The organism is Streptomyces olindensis, from assembly GCF_040645895.1.
Taxonomy (GTDB): Bacteria; Actinomycetota; Actinomycetes; order Streptomycetales; family Streptomycetaceae; genus Streptomyces; species Streptomyces olindensis.
Genome location: NZ_JBEYZD010000005.1, coordinates 84,356 through 106,569 on the forward strand (window position 1 = coordinate 84,356; position 22,214 = coordinate 106,569).

General features: G+C 72.1%; 20 protein-coding genes and 1 pseudogene. 12 read left to right on the plus strand and 9 right to left on the minus strand.

Going from position 1 to position 22,214, the window contains the following annotated elements; translation table 11 throughout:
• Positions 1-3: 3 nt before the first annotated feature.
• Positions 4-981, minus strand: a complete 978-nt coding sequence (locus ABZ948_RS04355) for a fumarylacetoacetate hydrolase family protein (protein ID WP_359757120.1) — start codon at positions 979-981, stop codon at positions 4-6.
• A gap of 35 nt (positions 982-1,016) precedes the next feature.
• Positions 1,017-2,162 (minus strand): VOC family protein, encoded by a 1,146-nt coding sequence (locus tag ABZ948_RS04360; protein ID WP_359757122.1) that lies wholly within the window; start codon positions 2,160-2,162, stop codon positions 1,017-1,019.
• A gap of 134 nt (positions 2,163-2,296) precedes the next feature.
• On the opposite strand from ABZ948_RS04360, the gene ABZ948_RS04365 reads away from it, so the two are divergent.
• The 6 genes from ABZ948_RS04365 to ABZ948_RS04390 all read left to right on the plus strand — a co-directional run bounded on the left by ABZ948_RS04365 (position 2,297) and on the right by ABZ948_RS04390 (position 8,834).
• Positions 2,297-2,953 carry a TetR/AcrR family transcriptional regulator gene (locus tag ABZ948_RS04365; RefSeq protein ID WP_359757124.1) on the plus strand — a complete coding sequence of 219 codons (657 nt, stop codon included), beginning with the start codon at positions 2,297-2,299 and terminating at the stop codon, positions 2,951-2,953.
• An 899-nt stretch (positions 2,954-3,852) separates the two neighbouring features.
• Entirely contained in the window at positions 3,853-4,686 is an 834-nt protein-coding gene (locus ABZ948_RS04370) for an alpha/beta fold hydrolase (protein WP_359757126.1), read from the plus strand.
• A 19-nt stretch (positions 4,687-4,705) separates the two neighbouring features.
• Entirely contained in the window at positions 4,706-5,611 is a 906-nt protein-coding gene (locus tag ABZ948_RS04375) for an alpha/beta fold hydrolase (RefSeq protein WP_359757128.1), read from the plus strand.
• On the plus strand, positions 5,608-7,200 hold the full coding sequence (locus ABZ948_RS04380) for an FAD-dependent oxidoreductase (RefSeq protein WP_359757130.1): 1,593 nt from the start codon (positions 5,608-5,610) through the stop codon (positions 7,198-7,200). Before ABZ948_RS04375 ends, ABZ948_RS04380 begins: the two co-directional genes overlap by 4 nt.
• Positions 7,197-8,522 (plus strand): amidohydrolase family protein, encoded by a 1,326-nt coding sequence (locus ABZ948_RS04385; protein WP_359757132.1) that lies wholly within the window; start codon positions 7,197-7,199, stop codon positions 8,520-8,522. The genes ABZ948_RS04380 and ABZ948_RS04385 overlap by 4 nt, the downstream gene beginning before the upstream one ends.
• Before the next feature lie 186 nt (positions 8,523-8,708).
• Complete coding sequence (locus ABZ948_RS04390) at positions 8,709-8,834, plus strand: hypothetical protein (protein ID WP_359757134.1); 126 nt, start codon at positions 8,709-8,711, stop codon at positions 8,832-8,834.
• Positions 8,835-8,964: 130 nt separating this feature from the next.
• Here ABZ948_RS04390 and ABZ948_RS04395 read toward each other — a convergent pair whose 3' ends face one another.
• On the minus strand, positions 8,965-9,591 hold the full coding sequence (locus ABZ948_RS04395; protein ID WP_359757136.1) for a TetR/AcrR family transcriptional regulator: 627 nt from the start codon (positions 9,589-9,591) through the stop codon (positions 8,965-8,967).
• A gap of 140 nt (positions 9,592-9,731) precedes the next feature.
• On the opposite strand from ABZ948_RS04395, the pseudogene ABZ948_RS04400 reads away from it, so the two are divergent.
• Positions 9,732-10,194, plus strand: a pseudogene (locus ABZ948_RS04400) (MFS transporter); the annotation flags it as partial.
• A gap of 270 nt (positions 10,195-10,464) precedes the next feature.
• Here ABZ948_RS04400 and ABZ948_RS04405 read toward each other — a convergent pair.
• Positions 10,465-11,430 (minus strand): pirin family protein, encoded by a 966-nt coding sequence (locus tag ABZ948_RS04405; protein ID WP_359757138.1) that lies wholly within the window; start codon positions 11,428-11,430, stop codon positions 10,465-10,467.
• Between the two features lie 229 nt (positions 11,431-11,659).
• Between ABZ948_RS04405 and ABZ948_RS04410 the strand changes: the two genes are divergently transcribed.
• Positions 11,660-12,019, plus strand: coding sequence for a tetratricopeptide repeat protein (locus ABZ948_RS04410; protein WP_114256792.1), 360 nt, complete (start codon positions 11,660-11,662; stop codon positions 12,017-12,019).
• Between the two features lie 103 nt (positions 12,020-12,122).
• On the opposite strand, the gene ABZ948_RS04415 is transcribed toward ABZ948_RS04410, so the two are convergent.
• The gene (locus ABZ948_RS04415; protein ID WP_359757140.1) at positions 12,123-13,532 is read right to left on the minus strand and encodes a PepSY-associated TM helix domain-containing protein; all 1,410 of its coding nucleotides are present in this window, start codon (positions 13,530-13,532) and stop codon (positions 12,123-12,125) included.
• A 133-nt stretch (positions 13,533-13,665) separates the two neighbouring features.
• Here ABZ948_RS04415 and ABZ948_RS04420 point away from each other — a divergent pair, with 133 nt between their 5' ends.
• Positions 13,666-14,310 carry a peptide deformylase gene (locus tag ABZ948_RS04420; RefSeq protein ID WP_359757143.1) on the plus strand — a complete coding sequence of 215 codons (645 nt, stop codon included), beginning with the start codon at positions 13,666-13,668 and terminating at the stop codon, positions 14,308-14,310.
• A 134-nt stretch (positions 14,311-14,444) separates the two neighbouring features.
• Entirely contained in the window at positions 14,445-16,028 is a 1,584-nt protein-coding gene (locus tag ABZ948_RS04425; protein ID WP_359757145.1) for an ABC-F family ATP-binding cassette domain-containing protein, read from the plus strand.
• A gap of 1 nt (position 16,029) precedes the next feature.
• Here ABZ948_RS04425 and ABZ948_RS04430 read toward each other — a convergent pair whose 3' ends face one another.
• Positions 16,030-17,460, minus strand: a complete 1,431-nt coding sequence (locus ABZ948_RS04430) for a dihydrolipoyl dehydrogenase family protein (RefSeq protein WP_359757146.1) — start codon at positions 17,458-17,460, stop codon at positions 16,030-16,032.
• 119 nt (positions 17,461-17,579) lie between these two features.
• On the opposite strand from ABZ948_RS04430, the gene trxA reads away from it, so the two are divergent.
• Positions 17,580-17,969, plus strand: coding sequence for a thioredoxin (trxA, locus tag ABZ948_RS04435; RefSeq protein WP_031115558.1), 390 nt, complete (start codon positions 17,580-17,582; stop codon positions 17,967-17,969).
• A gap of 43 nt (positions 17,970-18,012) precedes the next feature.
• On the opposite strand, the gene ABZ948_RS04440 is transcribed toward trxA, so the two are convergent.
• From ABZ948_RS04440 to ABZ948_RS04450, 3 genes are all read right to left on the minus strand, one after another.
• Positions 18,013-19,449, minus strand: coding sequence for a benzaldehyde dehydrogenase (locus tag ABZ948_RS04440; RefSeq protein ID WP_359757148.1), 1,437 nt, complete (start codon positions 19,447-19,449; stop codon positions 18,013-18,015).
• 241 nt (positions 19,450-19,690) lie between these two features.
• Complete coding sequence (locus ABZ948_RS04445; protein WP_435857456.1) at positions 19,691-20,740, minus strand: LacI family DNA-binding transcriptional regulator; 1,050 nt, start codon at positions 20,738-20,740, stop codon at positions 19,691-19,693.
• Positions 20,741-20,821: 81 nt separating this feature from the next.
• Positions 20,822-21,490, minus strand: coding sequence for a TetR/AcrR family transcriptional regulator (locus ABZ948_RS04450; protein WP_359757152.1), 669 nt, complete (start codon positions 21,488-21,490; stop codon positions 20,822-20,824).
• Positions 21,491-21,623: 133 nt separating this feature from the next.
• Here ABZ948_RS04450 and ABZ948_RS04455 point away from each other — a divergent pair, with 133 nt between their 5' ends.
• Complete coding sequence (locus tag ABZ948_RS04455; RefSeq protein WP_359757154.1) at positions 21,624-22,187, plus strand: NAD(P)H-dependent oxidoreductase; 564 nt, start codon at positions 21,624-21,626, stop codon at positions 22,185-22,187.
• The last annotated feature ends 27 nt before the right edge of the window (positions 22,188-22,214 follow it).

The following is a 22,214-nucleotide window of genomic DNA, read 5'->3' on the forward strand; positions in this document are numbered from 1 at the left end:
GTCTCATTTCGCGTCCGTGACGGGGGTGCGCTGCTCGCCGAGGTCGATGCGGCCGTCAGGGGTCGCGATCGTCGCTGCGATCACGTCGCCCGGGCTGAGGTAGTGCGGGTTCTTCGCCTGGCTCTTGAAGAACGCCTTCCACTTCACGGCGGGCGGCAGCAGCGCGCCGATCTTCTCGACGGCCTTCGGCGGCGCCTTCAGGGCCGTGCCACCGGGAGTACCGGTGAGCAGCAGGTCGCCGGCGTCCAGGGTCTGGAAGCGGGCCAGCAGGGTCAGCGCCTCGGCCGGGCGGACGATCATGTCGGCCAGGGTGCGGTCCTGCCGCAGCTCACCGTTGACGCTCAGCTTCAGGCGCAGGTCCAGGAGATGAGCGAAGTCCTCCGGCTCCAGCAGGGCCAGGTACGGCCCGGTCGGCGTGAAGGTGGGGTACGACTTGCTCTCGTAGAACTGCGTCTTGGTCAGCTGTACCTCACGGGCGCTGACGTCGTTCGTGATCACGAGTCCGGCGACGTACGAGGGCAGATCCCGCTCCTCGACGACCGTGCCGACGGGCAGGGATGCGCCCATGACGAGGCCCAACTCGATCTCGTAGTCGAGGAACTTCACGTGCGCGGGGCGGACGACGGCCTCGCCGGGGCCGCTGACCGAGCCGGACGCCTTGCGGAAGAAGGCGGGCGGGATGTCGCCGGTGAAGCCGGAGTCGCGGGCGTGGCTGCGGTAGTTGACCATCTGGGCGACCACGCGGCAGGGCGTGGTGACCGGCGAGAGCGCCACCAGGTCGGCGACGGGCGTGCCCGGTTCGCCGGAGGCAGCGGCCTCGCGGACAGCCGGCCGGTCGGCCAGCAGCTCGGCGGTGGTCACGGCCTTGGTCTCGACGGGGACGGCTCGGCCGATGGGGGTCCCCCCTGCTCGAGCGGAGTCGAGAGCTTGGGGGAGGACGACCCACCAGCCTTCGGCGGTGCGCAGGACATTGGTGCTCATGTCAGTGCCTTTGTGAGGGGGATTCGCGTGCGGGGTCAGGAGTTGGCGGCCTTGAGCAGGCCGAAGAGGCGTGCGGGGTCCATCTCGTTGTCGCCGCGCAGGGCCTCGATGACGTCGCGGACCCGCTGCGGGGAGGGGCTCGCGCCCAGGAAGTCCCGGGTGGCCGGCGGCCCCCACTGGGCGAGGCCGCTGGTCGACATGGGCGCCCAGCCGGGCTCGACGTCGCAGGAGAACAGGTCGCCGTCGGCGAAGTGCTCGAGCATGAAGTGGTCGGGGTCGCGCCAGTAGTCGAAGAGCTGGCTGCCCTGGATGTGCCGGCCGATGCCCCAACTGCGCTTGTAGCCACGCTCCTTGAGGTACTCGCCGCCGGCGGCGATGGAGTCGAGGTCGGTGACCTGGTAGGCCGAGTGGACATACCCCGTGCCCGGCCCCAGATGCATGGCCAGCGTGTGGTGGTCGGCGGGCACGCTGCCCAGGTCGCAGCGGATGAACGCCATCGTCGGGCCGCGCCCGCGCTGCCCGTCCAGGAACAGGAAGTCGGACACGATCATTCCGAGGGTGTCCAGGTACCAGTCCAGGGCACGGCCGAACACGCGGGTCTCCAGGACCACATGACCGAGACGCTGGATGCGGGAGGGCTCGCGCGGCGGACGCTGGGTGGCGTTCGTACGACGGTGATCCGTGCCGAAGTTGAGGAGCAGCGGCCGCTGCTCCGGCAACGCGGGGAGCTGTTCGCCGCAATACACCACCCGCACCGGGAAGCCCGAGGGGTCGAGCAGGTCGACCACCTTTCCGCCGCCGGGCACGTCGATCTCCCGTACCGCCGTCCCTGTGGCCCGCGCCAGCCGGTCCAGGTCACCCCGCTCGGCGGCGCGGAACGCCGGGCCGATGAAGCGGGACGTACGACCGCGTCGGATCACCATGCAGGGCGAGCCCGCGAAGGTGCCCCGCAGCCACAGCTCACTCTCCGTGCGGGCGGCGACGCCGAAGCCGAAGTCCCGGGCGAAGACCTCCGCCCGCTCCAGGTCCGGCTTCTCGAACTCCAGCCAGGCCAGGTCCGCGACCTTGATCAGGGGATTGCGGGAGCGGCCGGGATGCTCGCCGCGCAGGGCACCCTGTTCGCTGTGCAGGTCCTGGTGGGCCGTCTTGACGTCGGGCCCGTGGACGCGGGTTTCAGACATGGTGCCCTCCGAGCAACATTGCTTCAATGAGGAAATCATCAGGTTTGACAGTTCCGTCGTCAAGATGTTCACGACAGGAATGATGAACTCATCAGAGCTGCTATCGTCATCGCCCGGGCGGGTAGACTCGGCGTATGTCTACGTCAGCCCCGCCCAGCAACCGCTTCGAGCGGCGCCGCGCCGAGACCCGTCGGGCGCTCGTCCGCGCGGCCCGGCAGATACTCGCCGAGACCGGGGACACCAGCGCCAGCATCCAGGCGATCGCCGAGCGGGCGGACGTCGGTTTCGGCTCCTTCTACAACCACTTCGAGTCCAAGACGGAGCTGTTCGAGGCGGCCGTGGTGGACGCGCTGGAGGAGTTCGGTCAGAACTTCGATGAGTGCCTGACGGGGATCGACGACCCGGCGGAACTCGTCGCGGCGGGCTTCCGGCTCAGCGCCCGCATGGCCGACTCCCACCCCGAGCTGATGCAAATCCTGCGCCGCCGCGGCCTCGGTCACATCCACTCGGACAACGGCCTGGTCCGGCGGGCACTGCGAGACCTTGAGGCCGGCCTGACGTCCGGCCGCTTCACCCCCGTCGACCCGGTGGTCGCCCTGACCGCACTGGGCGGAACCCTGTTGTCGCTGGTGGAGATGCGATTCGCCCGCCCCGACCTGGACGGCGACGAGGCCGCGGCGAACCTCGCCGAGATGGTCCTGCGCATGCTGGGCGTACCGCAGGACGACGCCCACGAAGTCGCCCGGCGCCCCCTCCCCGACCCCGCCTCACCGGCCGCCGCTACGCGGTGAGCGACGGCTCGGCCGGAAGGCGGCCGAGCGGCCGGCGAAGTCGGCGCCGATCGCGCCCGCCGGGGGGTGACGGCGTGTCCTCGAAGGCGATGCGGTCGCCACGCCGGAGCTGCCCGCCCGACCATTGCAGCCGGTAGGCCGGAATGGCGGGCGTCCCGCAGGCTCTGGCAGCGCATGAACCCCGCCGGGGTGTGGGCTGCCGCGGCCGTCGGCCTGGTGATCACCGGAGCTGCGCTGTTCGGCACGATCCGCAAGGTGCCGGAGCCGGCCAGGTCACCCGGGCCCGGACCGCACCGGGGTGTTCCGCCGCGTCACCGCCGCCGGCCCGGCTCGCACCTCGTTCGCCCCCTGCCGGAGTTCGCCGACCGCGGTCGTGGCATCGGCCTGTGGACGGGATCCTTCTTCCTGGTCAGTTCTTGTGCCCGCTGGTTGTGCTCGCGCTGACCTCCGTCGTCGGCTCCACCGCGAAATCCATGGGCGTACCGGCTCTCTCCGGGGCCGTCGCGAGCGCCGCACTCGGCCTCCCCGCACGGCGCCACCGTGCGGGGGCCGCCCCCGCGCCGGTCCTGCAGATCGCGTTTGGGACTGATGACCGGACTCCTCGTCGGCATCTTCACCTGCCGCCGGCAGACGCCGCGACTTGTCCTTGGTTCGCACCGTGCCCGCCTCCCGGCACACCACGGCCGCCGAGGGCGGCATCAAGCCGCCGCACAAGCTGGTTGACCGCCGGCCGAGGCAGCCCGAGGCCACCGCGGATCAGACTCCCATGCGGCTCCGGACGCCCGCCCGGGCGAGGCGCGCGCTACCGCAGCGCGTACTCGACGCCTCAGGCCGCGAGACCGTGACTTCCGGCGGCTTGCACTTGACACGATCACCTTATCGGTAACAGTGTAGCCATTATGAGCACCTGGTCTGAGCCGCAGCCCGATTCCCGGTTCGTCGCGGTGGGTGGATCGCGGATCCACTACAAACGCGCCGGGCACGGCCCGGCACTCGTTCTGCTGCACGGCAGCGCTTCGTCGCTTCAGCACTTCGACCGTGCGGCGGCCCTGCTGTCGGAGTCGTTCGACGTCATCCGCCCCGACCTGCCGGGCTTCGGCCTGACCGGCCCTCGCGAGGACCGCGACTACCGCATCCCGACCTACACGGCGACGGTGGCGGCCTTCCTGGAGGCGCTGGAGGTGCCTCGCTACGCGGTGGCCGGCAACTCACTGGGCGGCAACATCGCCTGGAACCTCGCCCTGGACCATCCGGAGCGGCTGACCGGCCTGGTGCTGGTCAACGCCACGGGGTACCCGGAGAAGGAGATCCCGGCGGGCATGCGCGTGACCCGCAATCCGCTGCTACGGCCCGTGTTGCGGCGCGTGATGCCGCGCGGCGCCATCGAGCGCAACCTGCGTTCGAGCGTCGGCCCGCACTCGACGATCGTGGACGATGCCATGGTGGACCGTGCCCACCAGCTCATGAACCGGCCCGGGAACCGCTCGGCCTTCGTCGACTTCTGCAACACCGACCAGCCCGACCGCAGCGCGCAGATCCCCCGCATCACGACGCCCACGCTCGTCCTGCGCAGCGCGAGCATCGACGGCCAACACTTCAGCCGCGACATCCCCGGCGCCGGGGAGATGGTGCACCCCCATGGCGGTCACCTGCTGCCCGAAGAGGAACCGCAGTGGGTCGCGGACGCGATCGTCATGTTCCTCCGCTCCTCCACCGACACCCCCACGCACTGAGGTCAAGGAGACCCGATTCATGAAGTACTTCGCCGCCTCCGGCGAGGACCGACGGCTCACCACCGAATCGCGGCAAGCCCTGCGCGGCAGTTTCATCGAACTCTCCGACGGCCTCACGCACTACGAACTGAAGGGCCCCGAGGACGGGCAGCTGGTCGTGATGGCGGGCGGCCTGACCATCCCGCTCTTCTACTGGGACGGCCTGGTCACCGAGCTGCACGCCCGCGGGCTGCGCACTCTGACCTGCAGCGCGTACGGCCGCGGCTACTCGGACCGGGTGCGGGCGCGATACGACGAGACCCTCTTCGCGCGGCAGCTGGCCGAACTGACCGAACGCCTGGGTCTGACGACGAAGCCGCTGCACATCGTCGGCACCTCCATGGGAGCCCTCGTCACCATGACCTACGCGGCCCAGCACCCATCACGGGTGTCCACCCTCACGATCGTCGGGCCCGCCGGTCTCGCGAAACCGCGGCCGACCGACCCTCACCGGCTGCTGCGCAACGATCTGTTGGCCGGTGTCGTCGCCCGGACGCGCGGCCGCCAGATACTCCAGGGGCACCTCGGGCACAACGTCCGCGACCCCGAACTCGGGGCGAAACTGACGGACATGGTCCTCGAAGCCTTCCGCTTCGAGGGGTCACTGTATGCGGTCTTCGACACGCTGCAGCACCTGCCGCTCTCCGGCCGTGACGACCTCTTCCGGCAGACCGGCGCACTGGGCATTCCCACACTGCTCCTCTGGGGCGACGAGGACAACGTCACGCCCCTGACCCACCTCTCCGCGGCGCGTGCCCTCCTGAGGCCCCAGGAGCATCACGTGATCCCACAGTGCGGTCACATGGCCCCGTTCGAACGTCCGCGCCACGTCGCCGATCAGATCGTCCCGTTCGTGGCCGCACGCGCCGAAAGGCTCGGCTCATGAACGACCCGCAGGTCATCGACGTACTGGTCATCGGTGCGGGGCCTTCGGGATCCGCCCTGGCGATCGACCTCGTCCGCCGGGGACTCGACGTACGGATCGTCGACAGGTCCCCCCACGCCTTCGACGGCTCCCGCGCCAAGGGCGTCCAGCCCCGCAGCCTCGAAGTCCTCGAAGACCTCGGTGCCCTGCCCGACGTGCTGGCCGGCGGCAGCACGTACCCCAAGCTCGGGATCCATGCCGGCCCCCTGGCCGTGCCGTGGAAGATGTTCACCCACAAGGAGGCGACTCCGGACGTCCCGTACCCGAACACCTGGCTGATCCCTCAGTTCCGCACGGACCGCGCACTGCACGCCCGGCTCAGCAAGCTCGGCCATGAGATCGAGTTCGGCAGGGAACTGACTGAGCTGACGCAGGACGAGGACACGGTGGTCGCCAAGGTGGCGGGCGCGGATGGCACGGAGGAAATCGTCGCCCGGTACGTCGTGGGCGCCGACGGTGGTTCCAGTGTGGTGCGCAAGCAGCTCGGCATCGGTTTCGTCGGGACCACGGACGAGAGCGACCGGATGCTGATCGTCGACGCCTCGGTGACCGGTCTGGCCCGCGACCGGTGGCACATGTGGCCCGGCCGGGGCGGCAGGTTCATCGGCGCCTGCCCGCTCCCGCACAGCGACATGTTCCAGTGGATGATCCGTCTCACGCCGGACGAGGAACCGCCTGCCAAGAAGGACGACATCGTCCAGCGGATCCACCAGCACACCCGCAACCGGGGCATCCAGTTGCACGACATCCACTGGACGTCGGTGTTCCGGCCCAACATCCGCCTGTCGGAGAATCACGGCCGAGGTCGGGTCTTCCTCGCCGGTGACGCCGCGCATGTCCACACCCCGGCCGGCGCCCAGGGCCTGAACACCGGTATGCAGGACGGCTACAACCTCGGCTGGAAGCTCGGCCAGGTCCTCGCCGGGGCGGACCCGGCGCTGCTGGACACCTACGAGGCCGAGCGGCAGCCGATCGCCGCCGGGGTCCTGGGTCTGTCCACGGACAAGTGGGGCGGCATCGCCAAGCTCGACCCGTCGAGCATGAAGCGGGGCAAGGACGAGCAGCAGCTCACCCTGACCTACTACGGTGGTCCGCTCGCCCCCGCCGACGGCATGCGCACCGGGACACTGCGCGTGGGTGACCGCGCACCGGACGCCCGACTGCTCGGTGCCGACGGCGCCGAGACCCGGCTGTTCGAGGTCATCCGCGGGCCGGACTTCACCGCCCTCGCCTACGGCCCCGGTGCCGCCCGATCCCTCGAACAGCTTGCCTGGCCGACCGCGGGCGCCCAGCTGAAACGGCTCACCGTCGGCCCGGCCGCCACCCACGGCCTCACCTTCTCCGACCCCGGGAACACACTGCGGCGTGCCTACGGCCTGACCGGCGACACGCTGCTGCTGATCCGTCCCGACGGCTACATCGGGCACATCGCCACCCGGGACTTCCTCAGCACCACACAAACCGCCGTCCGGGCGATGACCCCGCAGGCAAGGAGCCGCACCATGCCCCAGCAGAGCCACCCCTCCCCAGGTTCGGGGGCCACCGCATGAGCCGCACACTGCTGCGCGGAGCGCGAGTCATCACGATGACGCCGGGCCGGCCGGACGCCGAGCACCTCGACATCCTCGTCGACGGCGGCCGCATCGCCGCCGTGGACGAGAACATCGAGGCGCCCGACGCCGAAGTCGTCGACTTCTCCGGCCGCATCGTCATCCCCGGCCTGGTCAACGCCCACCTGCACACCTGGCAGACCGCGCTGCGCTCCGTGGGCGCCGACTGGACGCTGATGGAGTACCTGACCCACCTCCACGGCGAGTGCGTCGGGCACTACACCCCGTCCGACATGCACATCAGCAATCTCGCCGGCGCACTGAACCAGCTCAACTGCGGAACGACGACCCTCGGCGACTGGTGCCACAACGCCCTCTCGCCCGAACACGCCGACGCCGCCGTCGAGGGCTTGGCCCACGCCGGGATCCGCGCCGTCTTCCTGCACGGCACGGCCTACCGGTCGCCGGACACTCCCCACCCCCTCACCGAGATCGACCGGCTGCTCGACGGCCCCGTCCGCGACCGCGCCCTCCTCACCCTGGGCATGGCACTGCAGGGGCCGCAGTACTCCTCGCCCGACACCGCGTTGGCCGATTTCCGAGCCGGCGCGGAACGCGGCCTCGTCGTCTCGATGCACCAAAGCGGCGGAGAACCCTCCCCCGGCTGGGAAGCCGTGCGCGCCGCCGGGCTGTTCAGCCCTCTGACCAACATCGTGCACGGCGTCGACCTGCCCGACGACTGGATCAAGGCGCTCGTCGAAGCAGGCGTCACCTTCACCAGCACCCCGGAGAACGAACTGGGCCAAGGGCACGGCACACCCATCACCGGGCCCCTGCTACGCCTGGACGCGGCGCCTTCCCTGGGTACCGACATCGACACCGCCGTACCCGGCAAGCTCCTCACGGCCGCCCGCATCGCCCTTGCCCACCAGCGCAGCCTGGACCACGCCCGGCACCGACAGACGACCGGCATGCACGCCAACACTGCTTCGGTCACCGCCAAGCAGGCACTGGCCTGGGCCACGGTGGAAGGAGCGAAGGCCCTGGGCCTCGCCGACCGGGTGGGCCGGATCGAGGTGGGCATGCAGGCCGACCTGGTCGCCGTCGACGCCCGGGCCCTCAACCTGTGGCCGGCACACGACCCGGTCGCCACGGCCCTGCACGCCGACATCGCCAACATCGAAGCCGTGATGGTCGCCGGCACCTGGCGCAAACGCGATCACGCCCTGCTCGCGCCGCGACTCGACGAGGTCAAGGACCGACTCCGCGAGTCCGGAGAGCGGCTATCGCGCAGCATCGGGCCCGCAGGCAACCAGGGCTGACACCCGCGGCAGCCTGCGCGGGGTCGGCAGTCGCCTCGGCATCACCGCAGCGGCACTCTGCCGGCACATCAAGAGCGGACACGATCTGCTCCTGCTGTCCGCTGACACCGTCTGGGGCAGATACCTCTCCCTGGTCTCGACGACCTCGAGGGAGCGTCGGCCGCCATCGGCGAGGACGGGCCGTTCGTGATCCAGGACTACCCGCTCTCGTTCTCCGTCGTCATGTCCCCCGCCGTCATCGCCCGCATCGCCGGTGTCGCGCCCGGATGCGTGATGCTGAGGCACGAGGACTGGCCGGGCCTGGAGAGGTGAGCAGGTCCCGGTAGCGTTCCGCCAGTTGGGAAGGCTGCTTTCTGCTGAAGACCACCAGTTCCCGGAAGTAGCCGGTCCCGATCCGCCGTGCATGGCGCGACCAGCGCAGAGGCATGATCACGTCGCTCGGTCAGGCCTCGCCGCGCAGGCGAGCAAGCCCGCTGATCAGAAGTTCGAGGCCGAAGGAGAACTCGTCCTCGATCGGAACCGGCATCACCCCGGCCACGGTCACGGTGGCCGGGAACAGATCCGGATCCACGCTCTGAAAGACGGCCGCCGACTCTGCGTCATCGGCTTGTCCTGCGCCGCCATGCCCGTTGACCTGCACGGCGAACCCGAGGACGTAGCGGGCCAGAGTCGCATACGCGTACGCGGCCACGCGCGGCGGGAAACCACTGTCGAGCAGCACCGCGACACAGCGCTCCCGCAATGCCATGGCGTTCGGTCCCATGGGAATCCGCTCGACCAGCAGGCGCGCCGCGTTACGGTGCCGGGCCAAGGCGTCGAACATGGTGTGCGCGACCGTCCGCAGCGCCCGCTCCCAGCCCATCGTGCGGAGTTCGTCACCGTTCAGCTCCACGCTGCCGAACATGCGGTCCACGACATGAGCGACCAGAGCTGCCCGGTTGTCGAAGTGCCGGTACAGCGTCGCGGTGCCCGAGCCCAGACGCTGGGCCAGCGTCCGCATCGAGAGAGCGTCGGAGCCCTCCTCCTCCACGATCCGCAGTGCGGTGGCGACGATGCGCTCCAACGGCACGGGCGGCCGCCCCGGAGAACGCCGAGCCGATGCCCTCGTGCCTGCTCGCGCAGGACCGGTTTCTGCCACGGAACGTCCGACCTCCTCCGCCAGCACCATAACAGCAACACCGTAGCCGATACGGGGATCGCCGGTCGGACGAGGCGCTTGGGGCCTTCGGTGTCCACGGCGCCATCGCCGGCGCCGGGGGTGCCATCGGCCTGCTGCTCGGCGGTGTGCTCGCCGAGCACCTCGACTGGCGCTGGACCCTCTACGTCAACCTCGTCTTCGCCGGTGTGGCGTTCCTCGGAGGTGCCCTCCTTCCGCGCCGTTCCCACCGCGACAAGACCACCAGCCTGGACATCCCCGGCGCCATCCTCGTCGGCGGCGGCCTGTTCAGCCTGGTCTACGGCTTCGCCAACGCCGAGAGCCATGACTGGAGTTCGCCGCAAACGCGGGGGCCGGCTGGTCGCCGGAGTCGTCCTGCTCGCCGCGTTCACCGTGTGGCAGACCAGGTCTTCCCAGCCCCTGCTGCCCCTGCGCGTGCTGCTCGACCGCAACCGCGGCGCCTCCTCCATCGCCGTGCTGATCAGCGGCGCCGGCATGTTCGGGGTGTTCCTCTTCCCGAGCAGGGAGCCGAACCGACCCGATGCACCGGGTCGGTTCGGCCCTTTCGGCACCCTGGCGTCGCCGGTCCTCCGCGGCCGTGCCGAGGACCGGTCACCCGGACATGAGAGCGGTGTCCGCCGCCGACGCGGCAGGAGAGTTCCCTCCGCGGGCAGCACCACATCCCCTCATCGATACGGCGCCACGCACGCCTTGCCGGCTTCCCCCAAGACGACACACAGCGGCCAGTCACTCCGCCGTCACACATCACTCCGCTATCTGCGCAGGTCAGCGGACCCTTCCTCGCGGTTTGAGGGGTGTCTGCGGCAGTTCGGGGGCAGGCAGCGGCGCCCCGTCGTACCCCTTCACCTCCCCGAACCGCGACCCTTCCATCCAGTCCCGCCGCGCCTGCTCGATCTCCTCCTGGGAGCGGCCGATCCAGTTCCAGAACATGATGAGTTCCTCCTCGAACGGTTCACCGCCCAGGAGCATCAGGCCCGCGTCCGACTCCGCCCGCAGGGGCAGTTCCTCCCGGCCGCAGCCGAGGTAGAGCATCGAGCCGGGCAGGACCGGGACGCCGTCCACGTGGGCCTCGCCGGACATGGACAGGACCGCGTACTCGAAGTCCGGTTCCAGCGGCAGGCGTACGTCCGCGCCGCGGCTCAGGGCCACGTCGGCGCCGACGATGGGGGTGTACGCCGTGCCGGGCGACCTCGCGCCGTCGAGGTCGCCGAGGATCAGGGTCGCCTTGACGCCGGGCGCGGTGACGACCGGCAGCTCGGCGTGGTGTTCGAAGCGCGGTTCGGTGTGGCGGTGGCTGTCCGGCAGCGCGACCCACAGCTGCGCGCCGTGCAGGAAACGGGCGTGTGAGCGGGGGCTCTCCTCGGAGTGGCTGATCGCCCGGCCGGAGGTCATCAGGCCCAGCTCGCGCGGGCGGATCGTCTGCAGGCTGCCGGTGGAGTCGCGGTGCAGCACCTCGCCCTCGTGCAGCCAGCTCACCGTCTGCAGGCCCATGTGGGGGTGCGGCGGCACCTGCATGCCGGGTTCGTCGGCGATGTCGTCGGGGCCGTAGTGGTCGACGAAGCACCAGGCCCCGACCATCCGGCGGCCGAGGTTGGGCAGCAGTCGGCGGACCTCGCTGGACTCGCCCAGCTTGACGTGGCGGGGGCTGAGGAGTTCCCGCACGGGCTCCGCCACCACGAAGCCACGGCCACCGCACAGGGCGGGAGCCGCCTCGCGCTCAAGATTGCTCATGGCGCCCAACCTAGTCCGGCGCGGGCTCCCGCGTCAGCGCGTCCGCCCGCCATCCGGGCCGCGCCGGCGGGTCGCGGTCGACCGCGCGGTGGCGTCGCTGGGGCTCGCCCCCGCGCAGTACTCGCTGGTGGCTGTGTGTACGGCAGGCAGCGCGAGGGCCGCCCTGACCATGTAGTGGAATATTGAACCAACGGGTTCGGTTGTCGGCCTCGAAGGAGGTCACCCACCCGTGAACACGACCTACGACGAGACGTACTACGCCCACGGAACACCGGCGGAGCGCTGGGAGCGCGCGCTGCTGTTCTTCGACGCCAAGGACTACGCCGCCGCCGCGCGCGTCCTGGTCGGGCTGGTCGAGGAGGCGCCCGAGCAGACCGGGCCGCGCCTGCTGCTGGCGCGCTCCTACTACCACTCGGCGCAACTGCGGCGCGCCGAGGCCGAGTTGCGGACGATCGTCGAGCGGGACCCGGTCGAGCACTACGCGCGGCTGATGCTCGGCCGCACGCTCCAGCGGCAGAACCGGCACGAGGAGGCGGAGTCGCACCTGCGGATCGCCTCGGCGCTCGCGGGTGACTTCGAGCAGCTCTGACCGCCACCCGCGCGAAGGTGCCCCGGCTCCCTGCGAGCCGGGGCACCCGTGTGTCGGGCCACCTGCGTGTCGGGCACCCCGGGTCCGCGTGTCGGCGGGTCCGCTACCGCGCGGGGGTCCCTGGTCCGTACGAGCGGCGTCCCCGCCGGTGGGCGATCTCGCCCAGCAGGATGTCGACGGCGAGGAACGCCGCCAGCGGGATGCCGAACAGGGGCAGGAAGTACCCGAGTACGGCGGTCCCCGCCAGCAGCGGCACCAGGATCTGCGGCGGCACCTGCTGCCAGGCGCCGCGCGGGATCGGCCGGCCGAAGGCGGTGCCGCGGCCGCGCTGCCACCACATGCGGTAGCCCCAGACGATCAGCAGGATCAGACAGAGCGCGAGCAGCATCAGGGCGATCTGGTTGGCCAGGCCGAAGAGGCTGCCGGTGTGCAGGTCGATGCCCCACCGGGTGAGCTTGGCGAGCACCGGGTAGTCGGCGAAGCGCAGGACGTCCATGACCTCGCCGCTGCCCGGGTCGATCGCGACGGAGTCCTGCTTCTCGGGCCAGCTGCGCTGCACCTGCTTGACGACGTACGCCGAGTTCGCGTCGGCGGGCGGCACGATCTCCACCGGGTCGCCGAGGCCCTCGGCCCGCGCCGCCGCCAGGACCTTGTCCAGACCCACGCCGTGCGCGGCGTCTCCGGCCTGCCCGGCGGCGGAGCCGTGGCCGGCGTGCTCACCGCCCGCCGCGGCCGACACCGACGGGGTGGCCTGGCCCAGCGAGGTACGCAACTCGTCGATGGAGGCCCCGGCGTAGGCCGACCAGGTCAGACCGGTTGCCGAGAGGAAGAAGAACCCGGCCGCCGCCCACACGCCGACGCCGCCGTGCAGTCCGAGCGTGCGGCGCCGCCCGTTCGTCCCCCGCACCTTGCGCAGGGCACGGCGGCGGGAGAACCACAGCACCAGCCCGCCGGCCGTGATCACCGACAGCCAGCTAGCCGCCAACTCGCTGTAGAGGCGCCCCGGTTCGCCGAGGTGGAGGTCGCGGTGGAACTCGTCGATCCAGGTGCGCAGGGGCAGCGCGCCGGTCGAGCCGTACTGTTCGAGGGCGCCCCGCACCTGCGCGGTGTACGGGTCGACGAAGACGGCCAGCGTGTGGTCCTCGTCGACGCCCGAGACGCCGGACAGCAGCACCCTGGTCGTCGCGTCGTCCTCGGGCGAGGGGCGTACGGCCGAGACCGTGCCCTCGGGGTGGGCCTCGCGGGCGGCGGCCACCTGCTCGCCGATCGGCAGCTTCCGCTCGCCGACGGGGACGGTCAGCTCGTGGTCGTACACGATCTTCTCCGCCTGGAAGGAGGCGGCGTACAGCAGGCCGGTGACGGCGGCGACGAGGAGGAACGGCGCCACCAGCACCCCTGCGTAGAAGTGCAGGCGCAGGACGAGGGGGCGCAGCGGGGCCCAGCTGTTCTTCGACGGTGCCGGGGTGGCTGGTCGCGGGGCCTCGTCCGTGGTGGTCGAGGGAGCGGTGGTCATCGGCGGGCTTCTCCGGGGGACGTCTTCGTGGCCGTTGCGGTGCAGTAGTCGGAGCGGAGGGGCGTCCAGTTCCCGGAGGGGGTGTGTGACCTGCGCCACGTGAGGGGGGAGGGTGTCGTGTCATCCTGACGCGATGGGAACTCCGAGCGATCGCGCACCCCTGGCCGAGCGGGTCGAGGAACTCCTCGCCGCCGACGGCCCGTTGACCATCGTGACGGCCGGGGACCCGGTGCTGCGGCGCGGCACCGAGCGGTACGACGGCCAGCTGGACCCCGCGCTGCTGGCCCGGTTCGTCGAGGCCCTGCGGGTCACCATGCGCGCGGCGCCGGGGGTCGGGCTGGCGGCGCCGCAGGTCGGTGTGGAGCTCAGGATCGCGGTGATCGAGGATCCGGCTCCGGTGCCGGAGGAGGTGCGGGTGGTGCGCGGGCGGGTGCCGCAGCCGTTCCGGGTGCTGGTCAATCCGGCCTACGAACCCGTCGGTGGCGCACGGGCCGCGTTCTTCGAGGGCTGCCTGAGTGTGCCGGGGTGGCAGGCGGTGGTGGCGCGGCCGGCCGAGGTGCGGCTGACCGGGCAGGACGAGCACGGGCGCGCCCTGGACGAGGTGTTCACGGGGTGGCCCGCGCGGATCGTGCAGCACGAGACGGACCATCTGGACGGCGTGCTGTACCTGGACCGGGCCGAGTCGCGTTCGCTCTCGTCCCACCAGGCGGTGGCGGAGCGCTGGGCGCAGCCGACGCCCCGGGAGGCGGCGCGGGCCCTCGGCTTCCCCCTGCCGTAGGGACGAGAAAAACCGGAGGCGTCCGATGCGGCGCCTCCCTTACGGTGGCCGCATGTCTACGCCCCGAATTTCCTAGCCGAGGACCCGCTTCCACGCCACCCGTGTGTCCTCTTGCTTGTTCGGAGCGTTCTCTCATGATCACTGTTCGTGATGTCGACGTGCGCGTGGGCGCGCGTCTGCTGCTGTCCGGCGTGTCCTTCCACGTCTCCCCCGGCGACCGCGTCGGCCTGGTGGGCCGCAACGGCGCCGGCAAGACGACCCTGTTGCACACCTTGGCGGGCGCCCTGCGGCCCGCCGCCGGCACCGTCGTCCGCACCGGCGACGTCGGGCATCTCCCGCAGGACTCGCGCGCGGCCGACCAGTCGGTCACCGTCACCGACCGGATCCTGTCCGCGCGCGGCCTGGACCGGGCCGTGCGGGCGCTGCGCCGCGCGGAGGCCGCGATGGCCGACGGGACGGAGCGCTCGATGCGCGCCTATGTGCGCGCCGAGGCCGAGTTCCAGGCGCGCGGCGGATACGCGGCCGAGGCGGAGGCCGCCCGGGTCGCCGCCGGGCTCGGCCTGCCGACGGAGCTGACGGGGCGGCGGCTCGGCGCGCTCTCCGGCGGTCAGCGCCGTCGCGTGGAGCTGGCCCGGATCCTGTTCGCCGGGCACGGCACGCTGCTGCTGGACGAGCCGACGAACCACCTCGACGCGGCGTCGATCGTCTGGCTGCGCACCTTTCTGACGAACCATCAGGGCGGCCTGGTGATGATCAGCCATGACACGTCCCTGCTGGCCGCCACCGTGAACCGGGTCTTCCACCTGGACCCGGGGCGGGCGGTGATCGACATCCACAACACCGGCTGGGACACGTATCTCGAACGGCGGGACGCCGACGACCGGCGGCGGGCACGCGAGCGGGCGAACGCCGAGCGCAAGGCGGCCGCCCTGTACGCCCAGGCCGACAAGATGCGGGCCCGGGTGGCGACCGCGGTGGCCGCGCGGAACATGGCACGCCGCGCGGACCGCATGCTCGCGGACCTCGAACCGGCCCGGCGGGCCGAGAAGACCGCGAGGATCCGGCTGCCCGAGCCGGCGCCCTGCGGCCGCGTCCCGCTCGGCGCGGTCGGCTTGACCAGGTCGTACGGCGAGCGGCAGGTGCTGCGCGGCGTCGACCTCGCCGTCGACCGGGGCAGCCGTCTGGTGGTGCTCGGGCCCAACGGCGCCGGAAAGACGACCCTGTTGCGGATCCTCGCCGGACAGGACGTGCCCGACGGCGGCCGGGTGGTCCGCGGGCACGGGCTGCGCCTCGGCTACTTCGCCCAGGAACACGACACCCTCGACCCGGCGTCGACGGTCCGCGAGCACCTGGCGGGCGCCGCCCCGCACCTCACCGACGGAGAGGTGCGCCAGGTCCTCGGCTCGTTCCTGTTCACCGGGGACGACACCGGCAAGCCCGTCGGTGTCCTCTCCGGCGGCGAGAAGACCCGCCTGGCCCTCGCGGGTCTGGTGCACTCGGGCGCGAACGTCCTGCTCCTGGACGAGCCCACCAACAACCTGGACCCGGCCTCCCGCGCCGAGGTCCTGGCCGCGGTGGGCACCTACCCGGGCGCGATCGTCATGGTCACGCACGACGAGGGCGCCATCCGGGCGCTGCGCCCGGACCGCGTCCTGCTGCTGCCGGACGCGGACGAGGACCTGTGGGACGAGGAGTACCTGGAACTGGTGTCCTCCTGACTCAGCTGTCCCGGTAGGACTCCAGCAGCCGCAGCCACACCTCGCTGATCGTCGGGTAGGCGGGGACGGCGTGCCACAGCCGGCTGATCGGGACCTGGCCGGCGACGGCGACGGTCGCGGAGTGGATGAGCTCGCCGACGCCGGGGCCGACGAGGGTCACGCCGCGCAGGATCTCGTCCTCGACGTCGACGACCATGCGGGCGCGGCCCTTGTAGCCGTCGGCGTACAGGCCCGCTCCCGCGACGGAGGACAGGTCGACGTCGACGGCCTGCACCCGGTGCCCGGCCTGCTCGGCCTCGGCGAGGGAGAGACCGACGGCCGCCGCCTCCGGGTCGGTGAAGACGACCTGGGGGACGGCGGCGTGGTCGGCGGTGGCCGCGTGGGCGCCCCACGGCTGGGCGAGGAGGGGCTCCCCGGTGGCCTGCGCGGCGATGGCGGCGCCGGCGATGCGGGCCTGGTACTTGCCCTGGTGGGTGAGCAGGGCGCGCTGGTTGACGTCGCCGACCGCGTACAGCCAGTCGTGGCCGGTGACGCGGAGGCTGTCGTCGACGTCGAGCCAGGAGCCGGGTTCCAGGCCGATGGTCTCCAGGCCGATGTCGTCGGTGCGCGCGGCGCGGCCGGTGGCGAAGAGGATCTCGTCGGCCTCGACGCGGTCGCCCTTGTCGGTGACGGCCACGACGGTGCCGTTCTCGCGGGTCACCGACTCCACCGAGGTGCCGGTACGGACGTCCGCGCCCGCCTCGGTGAGGGCCTCGGCGACCAGTTCCCCGGCGAAGGGCTCCATCCGGGCGAGCAGGCCCTTGCCGCGGACGAGCAGGGTGACCTTCGAGCCGAGGGCCTGCCAGACGGTGGCCATCTCGGTGGCGACCACGCCCCCGCCGACGACGATCAGCCGGCCGGGCACGGTCTTGGCGCTGGTGGCCTCCCGGCTGGTCCAGGGGCGGACCTCGTCGAGTCCGGGCAGCCCGGGCAGGGCGGCGCGGCTGCCGGTGCAGACGGCGACGGCGTGCCGGGCGGTCAGGACCGTCTCGCCGCCGTCGGGGCCGGTGACCGTCACCGTGCGGGGTCCGGTGAGCCTCCCGTGGCCGCGGTGGAGGTCGGCACCGATGGAGTCGAGCCAGCCGACCTGGCCGTCGTCCTTCCAGTTCGAGGTGTAGTAGTCCCGGTGGGCGAGGACCGCGGCCGCGTCGAGGGGGCCCTGCACGGACTGGCTCAGGCCCGGCACCCGGCGGGCGTCGGCGCGGGCGATGACCGGCCGCAGCAGGGCCTTGCTGGGCATGCACGCCCAGTAGGAACACTCGCCGCCGACGAGCTCGCTCTCCACGACCGCGGTGGTCAGTCCGGCGGCGCGGGTGCGGTCGGCGACGTTCTCCCCCACGGGCCCGGCCCCGAGCACCACGACGTCGTACGTGTTGGTTTCCGTTTCCGTCATGGGGTCAGTCTGGTGGGTGGTGTGCGCCCTGGCCACATGGGTAGGGGCGCGGAATACGTGTCCGGTCGGCCGTGTTGTGCCGACGGCTTGACCCCACACCAGGAAGAGGGATTTACGCCATGAGCAGCACCGTGGAGCTCACCAAGGAGAACTTCGACCAGACGGTCACGGACAACGAGTTCGTCCTGATCGACTTCTGGGCGTCCTGGTGCGGGCCGTGCAAGCAGTTCGCCCCGGTGTACGAGAAGGCGGCGGAGGAGAACCCGGACCTGGTGTTCGGCAAGGTGGACACCGAGGCGCAGCCGGAGCTGGCCGCGGCCTTCGGTATCCAGTCGATCCCGACGCTGATGATCGTCCGTGACCAGGTCGCCGTGTTCGCGCAGCCGGGCGCCCTGCCCGAGGCCGCGCTGACGGACGTCATCGGACAGGCCCGGAACCTGGACATGGACGAGGTCCGCAAGGCGATCGCCGAGCAGCAGTCCCAGCAGGCGCAGCAGCAGGGCCAGTGACGTGCCCGGGGGCGGGTGAGACGCCCGCCCCCGAGGCGAGCCCCTAGTAGGGGTAGGGAGCGACGTCCCCGCGCACCGTCGTCCAGCGCAGTTCGGTGAAGGCCTCCAGGTTGGCCTCGCCGCCGAAGCGGGCGCCGGTGCCCGAGGCGGCGACTCCGCCGAAGGGTGCCACAGCCTCGTCGTTCACCGTCTGGTCGTTGATGTGGACGATGCCGGTCGGGATGCGCTCGGCGAGGTCGAGGCCCCGGGCCGGGTCGCGGGTGACGATGCCCAGGGAGAGGCCGTACGGGCTCTGCGCGGCCAGGGCCGCCGCCTCGTCGGCCGTGGTGAAGGACCGGACGGGCGCCACGGGGCCGAAGACCTCCTCCGCGTAGGCCGGGGTGTGGTCGCCGACGTGGGCGAGGACCGTCGGCCGGTAGAACAGCCGGTCGTGGGTGCCGCCCGCGGCGAGCTTGGCGCCCGAGGCCTTGCTGGCCTCGACCAGGCCGCTGATCTTGGCGAGCTGGCCGGAGTCGATGATCGGACCCAGGTGGACCTGGTCGCGGTACGGGTCGCCGACGGCGAGCGAGTCGGCCTTGGCGGCCAGCCGCGCGACGTACTCGTCGTACAGGGACGCGTGCACCAGGTGGCGTCCGGTCGTCATGCAGATCTGGCCCTGGTGGAAGAACGAGCCCCAGGCGGCGGTGGAGATCACCGCGTCGAGGTCGGCGTCCTCCAGGACGATCATGGCCGAGTTGCCGCCCAGCTCCAGGTGCGCCCGCTTCAGGTGACGGCCGGCCGCCTCGCCCACGGCCCGTCCGGCGGCGGTGGAGCCGGTGAAGGAGATGACCGGCACGCGCGGGTCGGCGACCAGGGCCTGACCGGCGTCCGGGCCGCCGGGGAGCACGTGCAGCAGGTCCTGCGGCAGGCCCGCGGCGGCGAAGACCGCGGCGAGGGACAGCCCTCCGCAGACGGCCGTGCGCGGGTCCGGCTTGAGCAGCACCGCGTTGCCGAGCGCCAGGGCGGGCGCGACGGAGCGGATGGACAGGATCAGCGGGGCGTTGAACGGGGAGATCACCCCCACCACACCGGCCGGGACGCGGCGCGTGTACGACAGGCGCGGGGCCTCGCTGGGCAGGACCTGGCCGGCCGGGCGGGAGGCGAGCGCGGCGGCCTCGTAGCACTCCTGGGCGGCGACGTGCAGCTCGAAGTCGGCCTTGCCGGGGACCGAACCGGACTCGCGGACGAGCCACGCGCGCAGTTCGTCGGCGTGCTCGGTGAACAGGTCGCCCGCCTTGCGGAGCACGGCGGCGCGGGCGAAGTGCGGGGCGCGGGCCCACGCGTGCTGGGCGGCCGCGGCCCTCCCGGCGGCGGCGCCCACGTCCTCGGGGGTGGCGAGGGCGAGGGCACCGAGGACTTGGCCGGTGGCGGGCTCGGTGACGCTGTACCCGGGGCCCGCGAGGGGGTGGGGCTGCCAGGTCCTGGGGTCGAGCAACGGCATGACGGCTCTCCGATCGATCGGTCACCGGCTGACGGGTGGGCGGAAGTCCCGTGCGTGCGCGGCCGGTTCGGCGGTCACATGGCGGGACGCGCGGAGCGGGCGCGGCACGGCGTGCCGCGGCTCGCGTGCGAACGCGCCCCCGTTTTGTTGAGCATGCAACATCCTAGCCGTGTGGCACGAGGGGCGGGGCGAACCGTCCCCTGTTTGTCGACCGTACGCGCGGGAGCGGTCCGCCCGCACGTCAGCTGGACTCGCGGTGCAGCACCGTCGCGCCCAGCACCTTGTGCGTCTCCGGTTCGGCGCCGGGCTTGCGCACCGCGCGGTCGACCAGTTCGGCCAGTTCGCGGCCCGAGGGCAGTTCCAGGCGGACCGTGGTCAGCCGGGGCCGCAGCAGCCGGCCGAGCATCAGGTCGTCCGCGCCGATCACGGCCGTCTCCTCGGGGATGCGGATGCCCTCGTCCTGCAGGGCCCGCATCAGCAGCATCGCGTACTCGTCGTTGTAGGTGAACACGGCGTCCAGGCCGAGGGTCCGCCAGCGGGCGGCGAGGCGGGCGGCGGCCTCCTCCTCGTTGGCCAGGGGCAGTTCGGTCACTGTGGCGTCCGTGCCCCGCAGGGCCTGGCGCACACCGTCGAGCCGGGGTGCGGAGAACGCCTCCAGGCCCGGCTCCTGGGGGATGACGACGCCGATCCGGCGCCGGCCGCGGTCGTAGAGGTGGGAGCCCGCGCTGTGGCCGACGACGTCGTGGTCCATGAGCAGGGCGTGCGCGCCCTCGATGGTCTCGGGGCCGAGGGTGACCACGGCCCGGGCACCGGAGCGCTTGAGCACCGCCACGCCGCGCGGGCCGAGTCCGGAGCCGGGCACGAGCACGGCGACGGGCCGCAACTCGGCCCAGGCGCGGGCGGCTTCGTCACCGTGCGGGCCGCCGGTGCCGTACTGCACGACCGTGTAGTCCAGGGTGCCGAGCGCGCCCTGGAGGTCGGAGAGGAACCGGCTGTAGAGCGGGCCGACGGGGAAGGTCGGCGCGGGGATCAGCACCATCCGGCTGTGCCCGGCGCGCAGGCTGCGGGCCGCCGCGTGCGGTACGTAGCCGAGTTCCTTGGCGGCCTCGTGGACCCGGCGGCGGGTGGGTTCGCTGATCCGTACGGCACTGGTGTTGTTCAGGACGTAGGAGACGGTCGCGCGCGAGACGCCGGCCAGACGGGCCACATCGGCGCTCGTGGGGACGGAGCGCAACGGCGCGGGGGACGGGAGCGCGGGCGTTTTCGGTATCTGCACCATGACGTACGGCATCTTGGCAGAAGCCCCAATGCACCTGTCCGGCGGGGGAGTTGTGACGAATCCGTGAGCGTTCACGGCTCGCGGCGGGCGCGCTCAGCGGGCGGGGCGCGCCCCCGTCACCCGGTCGACCAGGTCCGTCCACGCGGCCTCCAGGCGGGGCAGGGGGATGCCGCACTGCCTGGTCAGGTGGTGGATGAGGGCCGGGTCGAGCTGACCCATCAGGGTGTGGGCGAGGAGTTCGCAGTCCGCGCCGGGGGCCGCCTGGCGCAGGAGCATCTCCACGTGGTGGCGCAGCACGCGGCGGGCCGGGTTGACGAAGCGGCGGCTGGCACTGGGCTCGGCCGCCAGTTGCAGCTCCAGTTCGTCGGACGACCGGCGCAGCAGGGCGCAGCCGAACGCCCGCAGCCGCTCCACCGGCGGCGCTCCGGGGCCGAGCGGCGGCGGACCGCCGAGGAACGCGGCCTGGAACTTCTTCTCGGAGTGGTCGAGCAGCGCCGTCAGCAGGCCGGTGCGGTCGCCGAAGCGGCGGAAGACGGTGCCCTTGCCGACGCAGGCCGCGGCGGCCACCGCCTCCATCGTGACGGCCTCCGCGCCGCGCTCCGCCACCAGCCGCGCCGCGGCCTCCAGCAGCCGGGCCCGGTTGCGCGCGGCGTCGGCGCGCAGGCAGGGCTCGTCGCCCTCCAGGGCGGTGCCGAGCTGGAGCAGCTCCGGGTGGTCGACGGGCTCCTGGGGCGTCGGGACGGGCGGCGGGGCGGCGGACATGAAGCCAGCGTAAAGCATCGGGAACAAAACTGGACCGCGGTCCGGTTAGGATGCTAGAACATTAAACGGACCCCGGTCCGGATTCGTGACGGCAGTGTTTCACTGCGGTCTTTTCACATACGTGGGAGTCAGCATGTCTGTTCGTATCCTCGCCCTGGTCGGCAGCCTCCGCGCCGGTTCGCACAACCGCCAGCTCGCCGAGGCGGCCGTCAAGCTCGCCCCCGAGGGTGCCGAGGTGTCGCTGTTCGAGGGCCTGGCCGAGATCCCGTTCTACAACGAGGACATCGACGTGGAGGGCAGTGTCCCGGCCGCCGCCGCGCGCCTGCGCGAGGCCGCGAACACCGCGGACGGCCTGATCCTGTTCACGCCGGAGTACAACGGCACCATTCCGGCCGTCCTGAAGAACGCCATCGACTGGCTGTCCCGCCCGTACGGCGCCGGTGCCCTCAGCGGCAAGCCGGTCGCGGTGGTCGGCACGGCGTTCGGCCAGTACGGCGGTGTCTGGGCGCACGACGAGACCCGCAAGTCCGTGGGTGTGGCCGGCGGCAAGGTGCTGGAGGACGTCAAGCTGTCCATCCCCGGCTCGATGACCCGCTTCGCCGAGACCCACCCGGCCGACGACGCCGAGGTCGCCGCGCAGCTGACCGAGGTCATCGCCCGCCTGCACGGGCACGCCGCGGAGCCGGCCGCGGCCTGACCCGCGCCCGCCCGGCCGCCACGGAGG

What these genes read in the sequence shown, in the direction of transcription:
- ABZ948_RS04355 (WP_359757120.1), bottom strand. Translation starts at nt 981, where the DNA reads ATGAGCACCAATGTCCTGCGCACCGCCGAAGGCTGGTGGGTCGTCCTC.
- ABZ948_RS04360 (WP_359757122.1), bottom strand. Translation starts at nt 2,162, where the DNA reads ATGTCTGAAACCCGCGTCCACGGGCCCGACGTCAAGACGGCCCACCAG.
- ABZ948_RS04365 (WP_359757124.1), top strand. Translation starts at nt 2,297, where the DNA reads ATGTCTACGTCAGCCCCGCCCAGCAACCGCTTCGAGCGGCGCCGCGCC.
- ABZ948_RS04370 (WP_359757126.1), top strand. Translation starts at nt 3,853, where the DNA reads ATGAGCACCTGGTCTGAGCCGCAGCCCGATTCCCGGTTCGTCGCGGTG.
- ABZ948_RS04375 (WP_359757128.1), top strand. Translation starts at nt 4,706, where the DNA reads ATGAAGTACTTCGCCGCCTCCGGCGAGGACCGACGGCTCACCACCGAA.
- ABZ948_RS04380 (WP_359757130.1), top strand. Translation starts at nt 5,608, where the DNA reads ATGAACGACCCGCAGGTCATCGACGTACTGGTCATCGGTGCGGGGCCT.
- ABZ948_RS04385 (WP_359757132.1), top strand. Translation starts at nt 7,197, where the DNA reads ATGAGCCGCACACTGCTGCGCGGAGCGCGAGTCATCACGATGACGCCG.
- ABZ948_RS04405 (WP_359757138.1), bottom strand. Translation starts at nt 11,430, where the DNA reads ATGAGCAATCTTGAGCGCGAGGCGGCTCCCGCCCTGTGCGGTGGCCGT.
- ABZ948_RS04415 (WP_359757140.1), bottom strand. Translation starts at nt 13,532, where the DNA reads ATGACCACCGCTCCCTCGACCACCACGGACGAGGCCCCGCGACCAGCC.
- ABZ948_RS04420 (WP_359757143.1), top strand. Translation starts at nt 13,666, where the DNA reads ATGGGAACTCCGAGCGATCGCGCACCCCTGGCCGAGCGGGTCGAGGAA.
- ABZ948_RS04425 (WP_359757145.1), top strand. Translation starts at nt 14,445, where the DNA reads ATGATCACTGTTCGTGATGTCGACGTGCGCGTGGGCGCGCGTCTGCTG.
- ABZ948_RS04430 (WP_359757146.1), bottom strand. Translation starts at nt 17,460, where the DNA reads ATGACGGAAACGGAAACCAACACGTACGACGTCGTGGTGCTCGGGGCC.
- trxA (WP_031115558.1), top strand. Translation starts at nt 17,580, where the DNA reads ATGAGCAGCACCGTGGAGCTCACCAAGGAGAACTTCGACCAGACGGTC.
- ABZ948_RS04440 (WP_359757148.1), bottom strand. Translation starts at nt 19,449, where the DNA reads ATGCCGTTGCTCGACCCCAGGACCTGGCAGCCCCACCCCCTCGCGGGC.
- ABZ948_RS04445 (WP_435857456.1), bottom strand. Translation starts at nt 20,740, where the DNA reads ATGCCGTACGTCATGGTGCAGATACCGAAAACGCCCGCGCTCCCGTCC.
- ABZ948_RS04450 (WP_359757152.1), bottom strand. Translation starts at nt 21,490, where the DNA reads ATGTCCGCCGCCCCGCCGCCCGTCCCGACGCCCCAGGAGCCCGTCGAC.
- ABZ948_RS04455 (WP_359757154.1), top strand. Translation starts at nt 21,624, where the DNA reads ATGTCTGTTCGTATCCTCGCCCTGGTCGGCAGCCTCCGCGCCGGTTCG.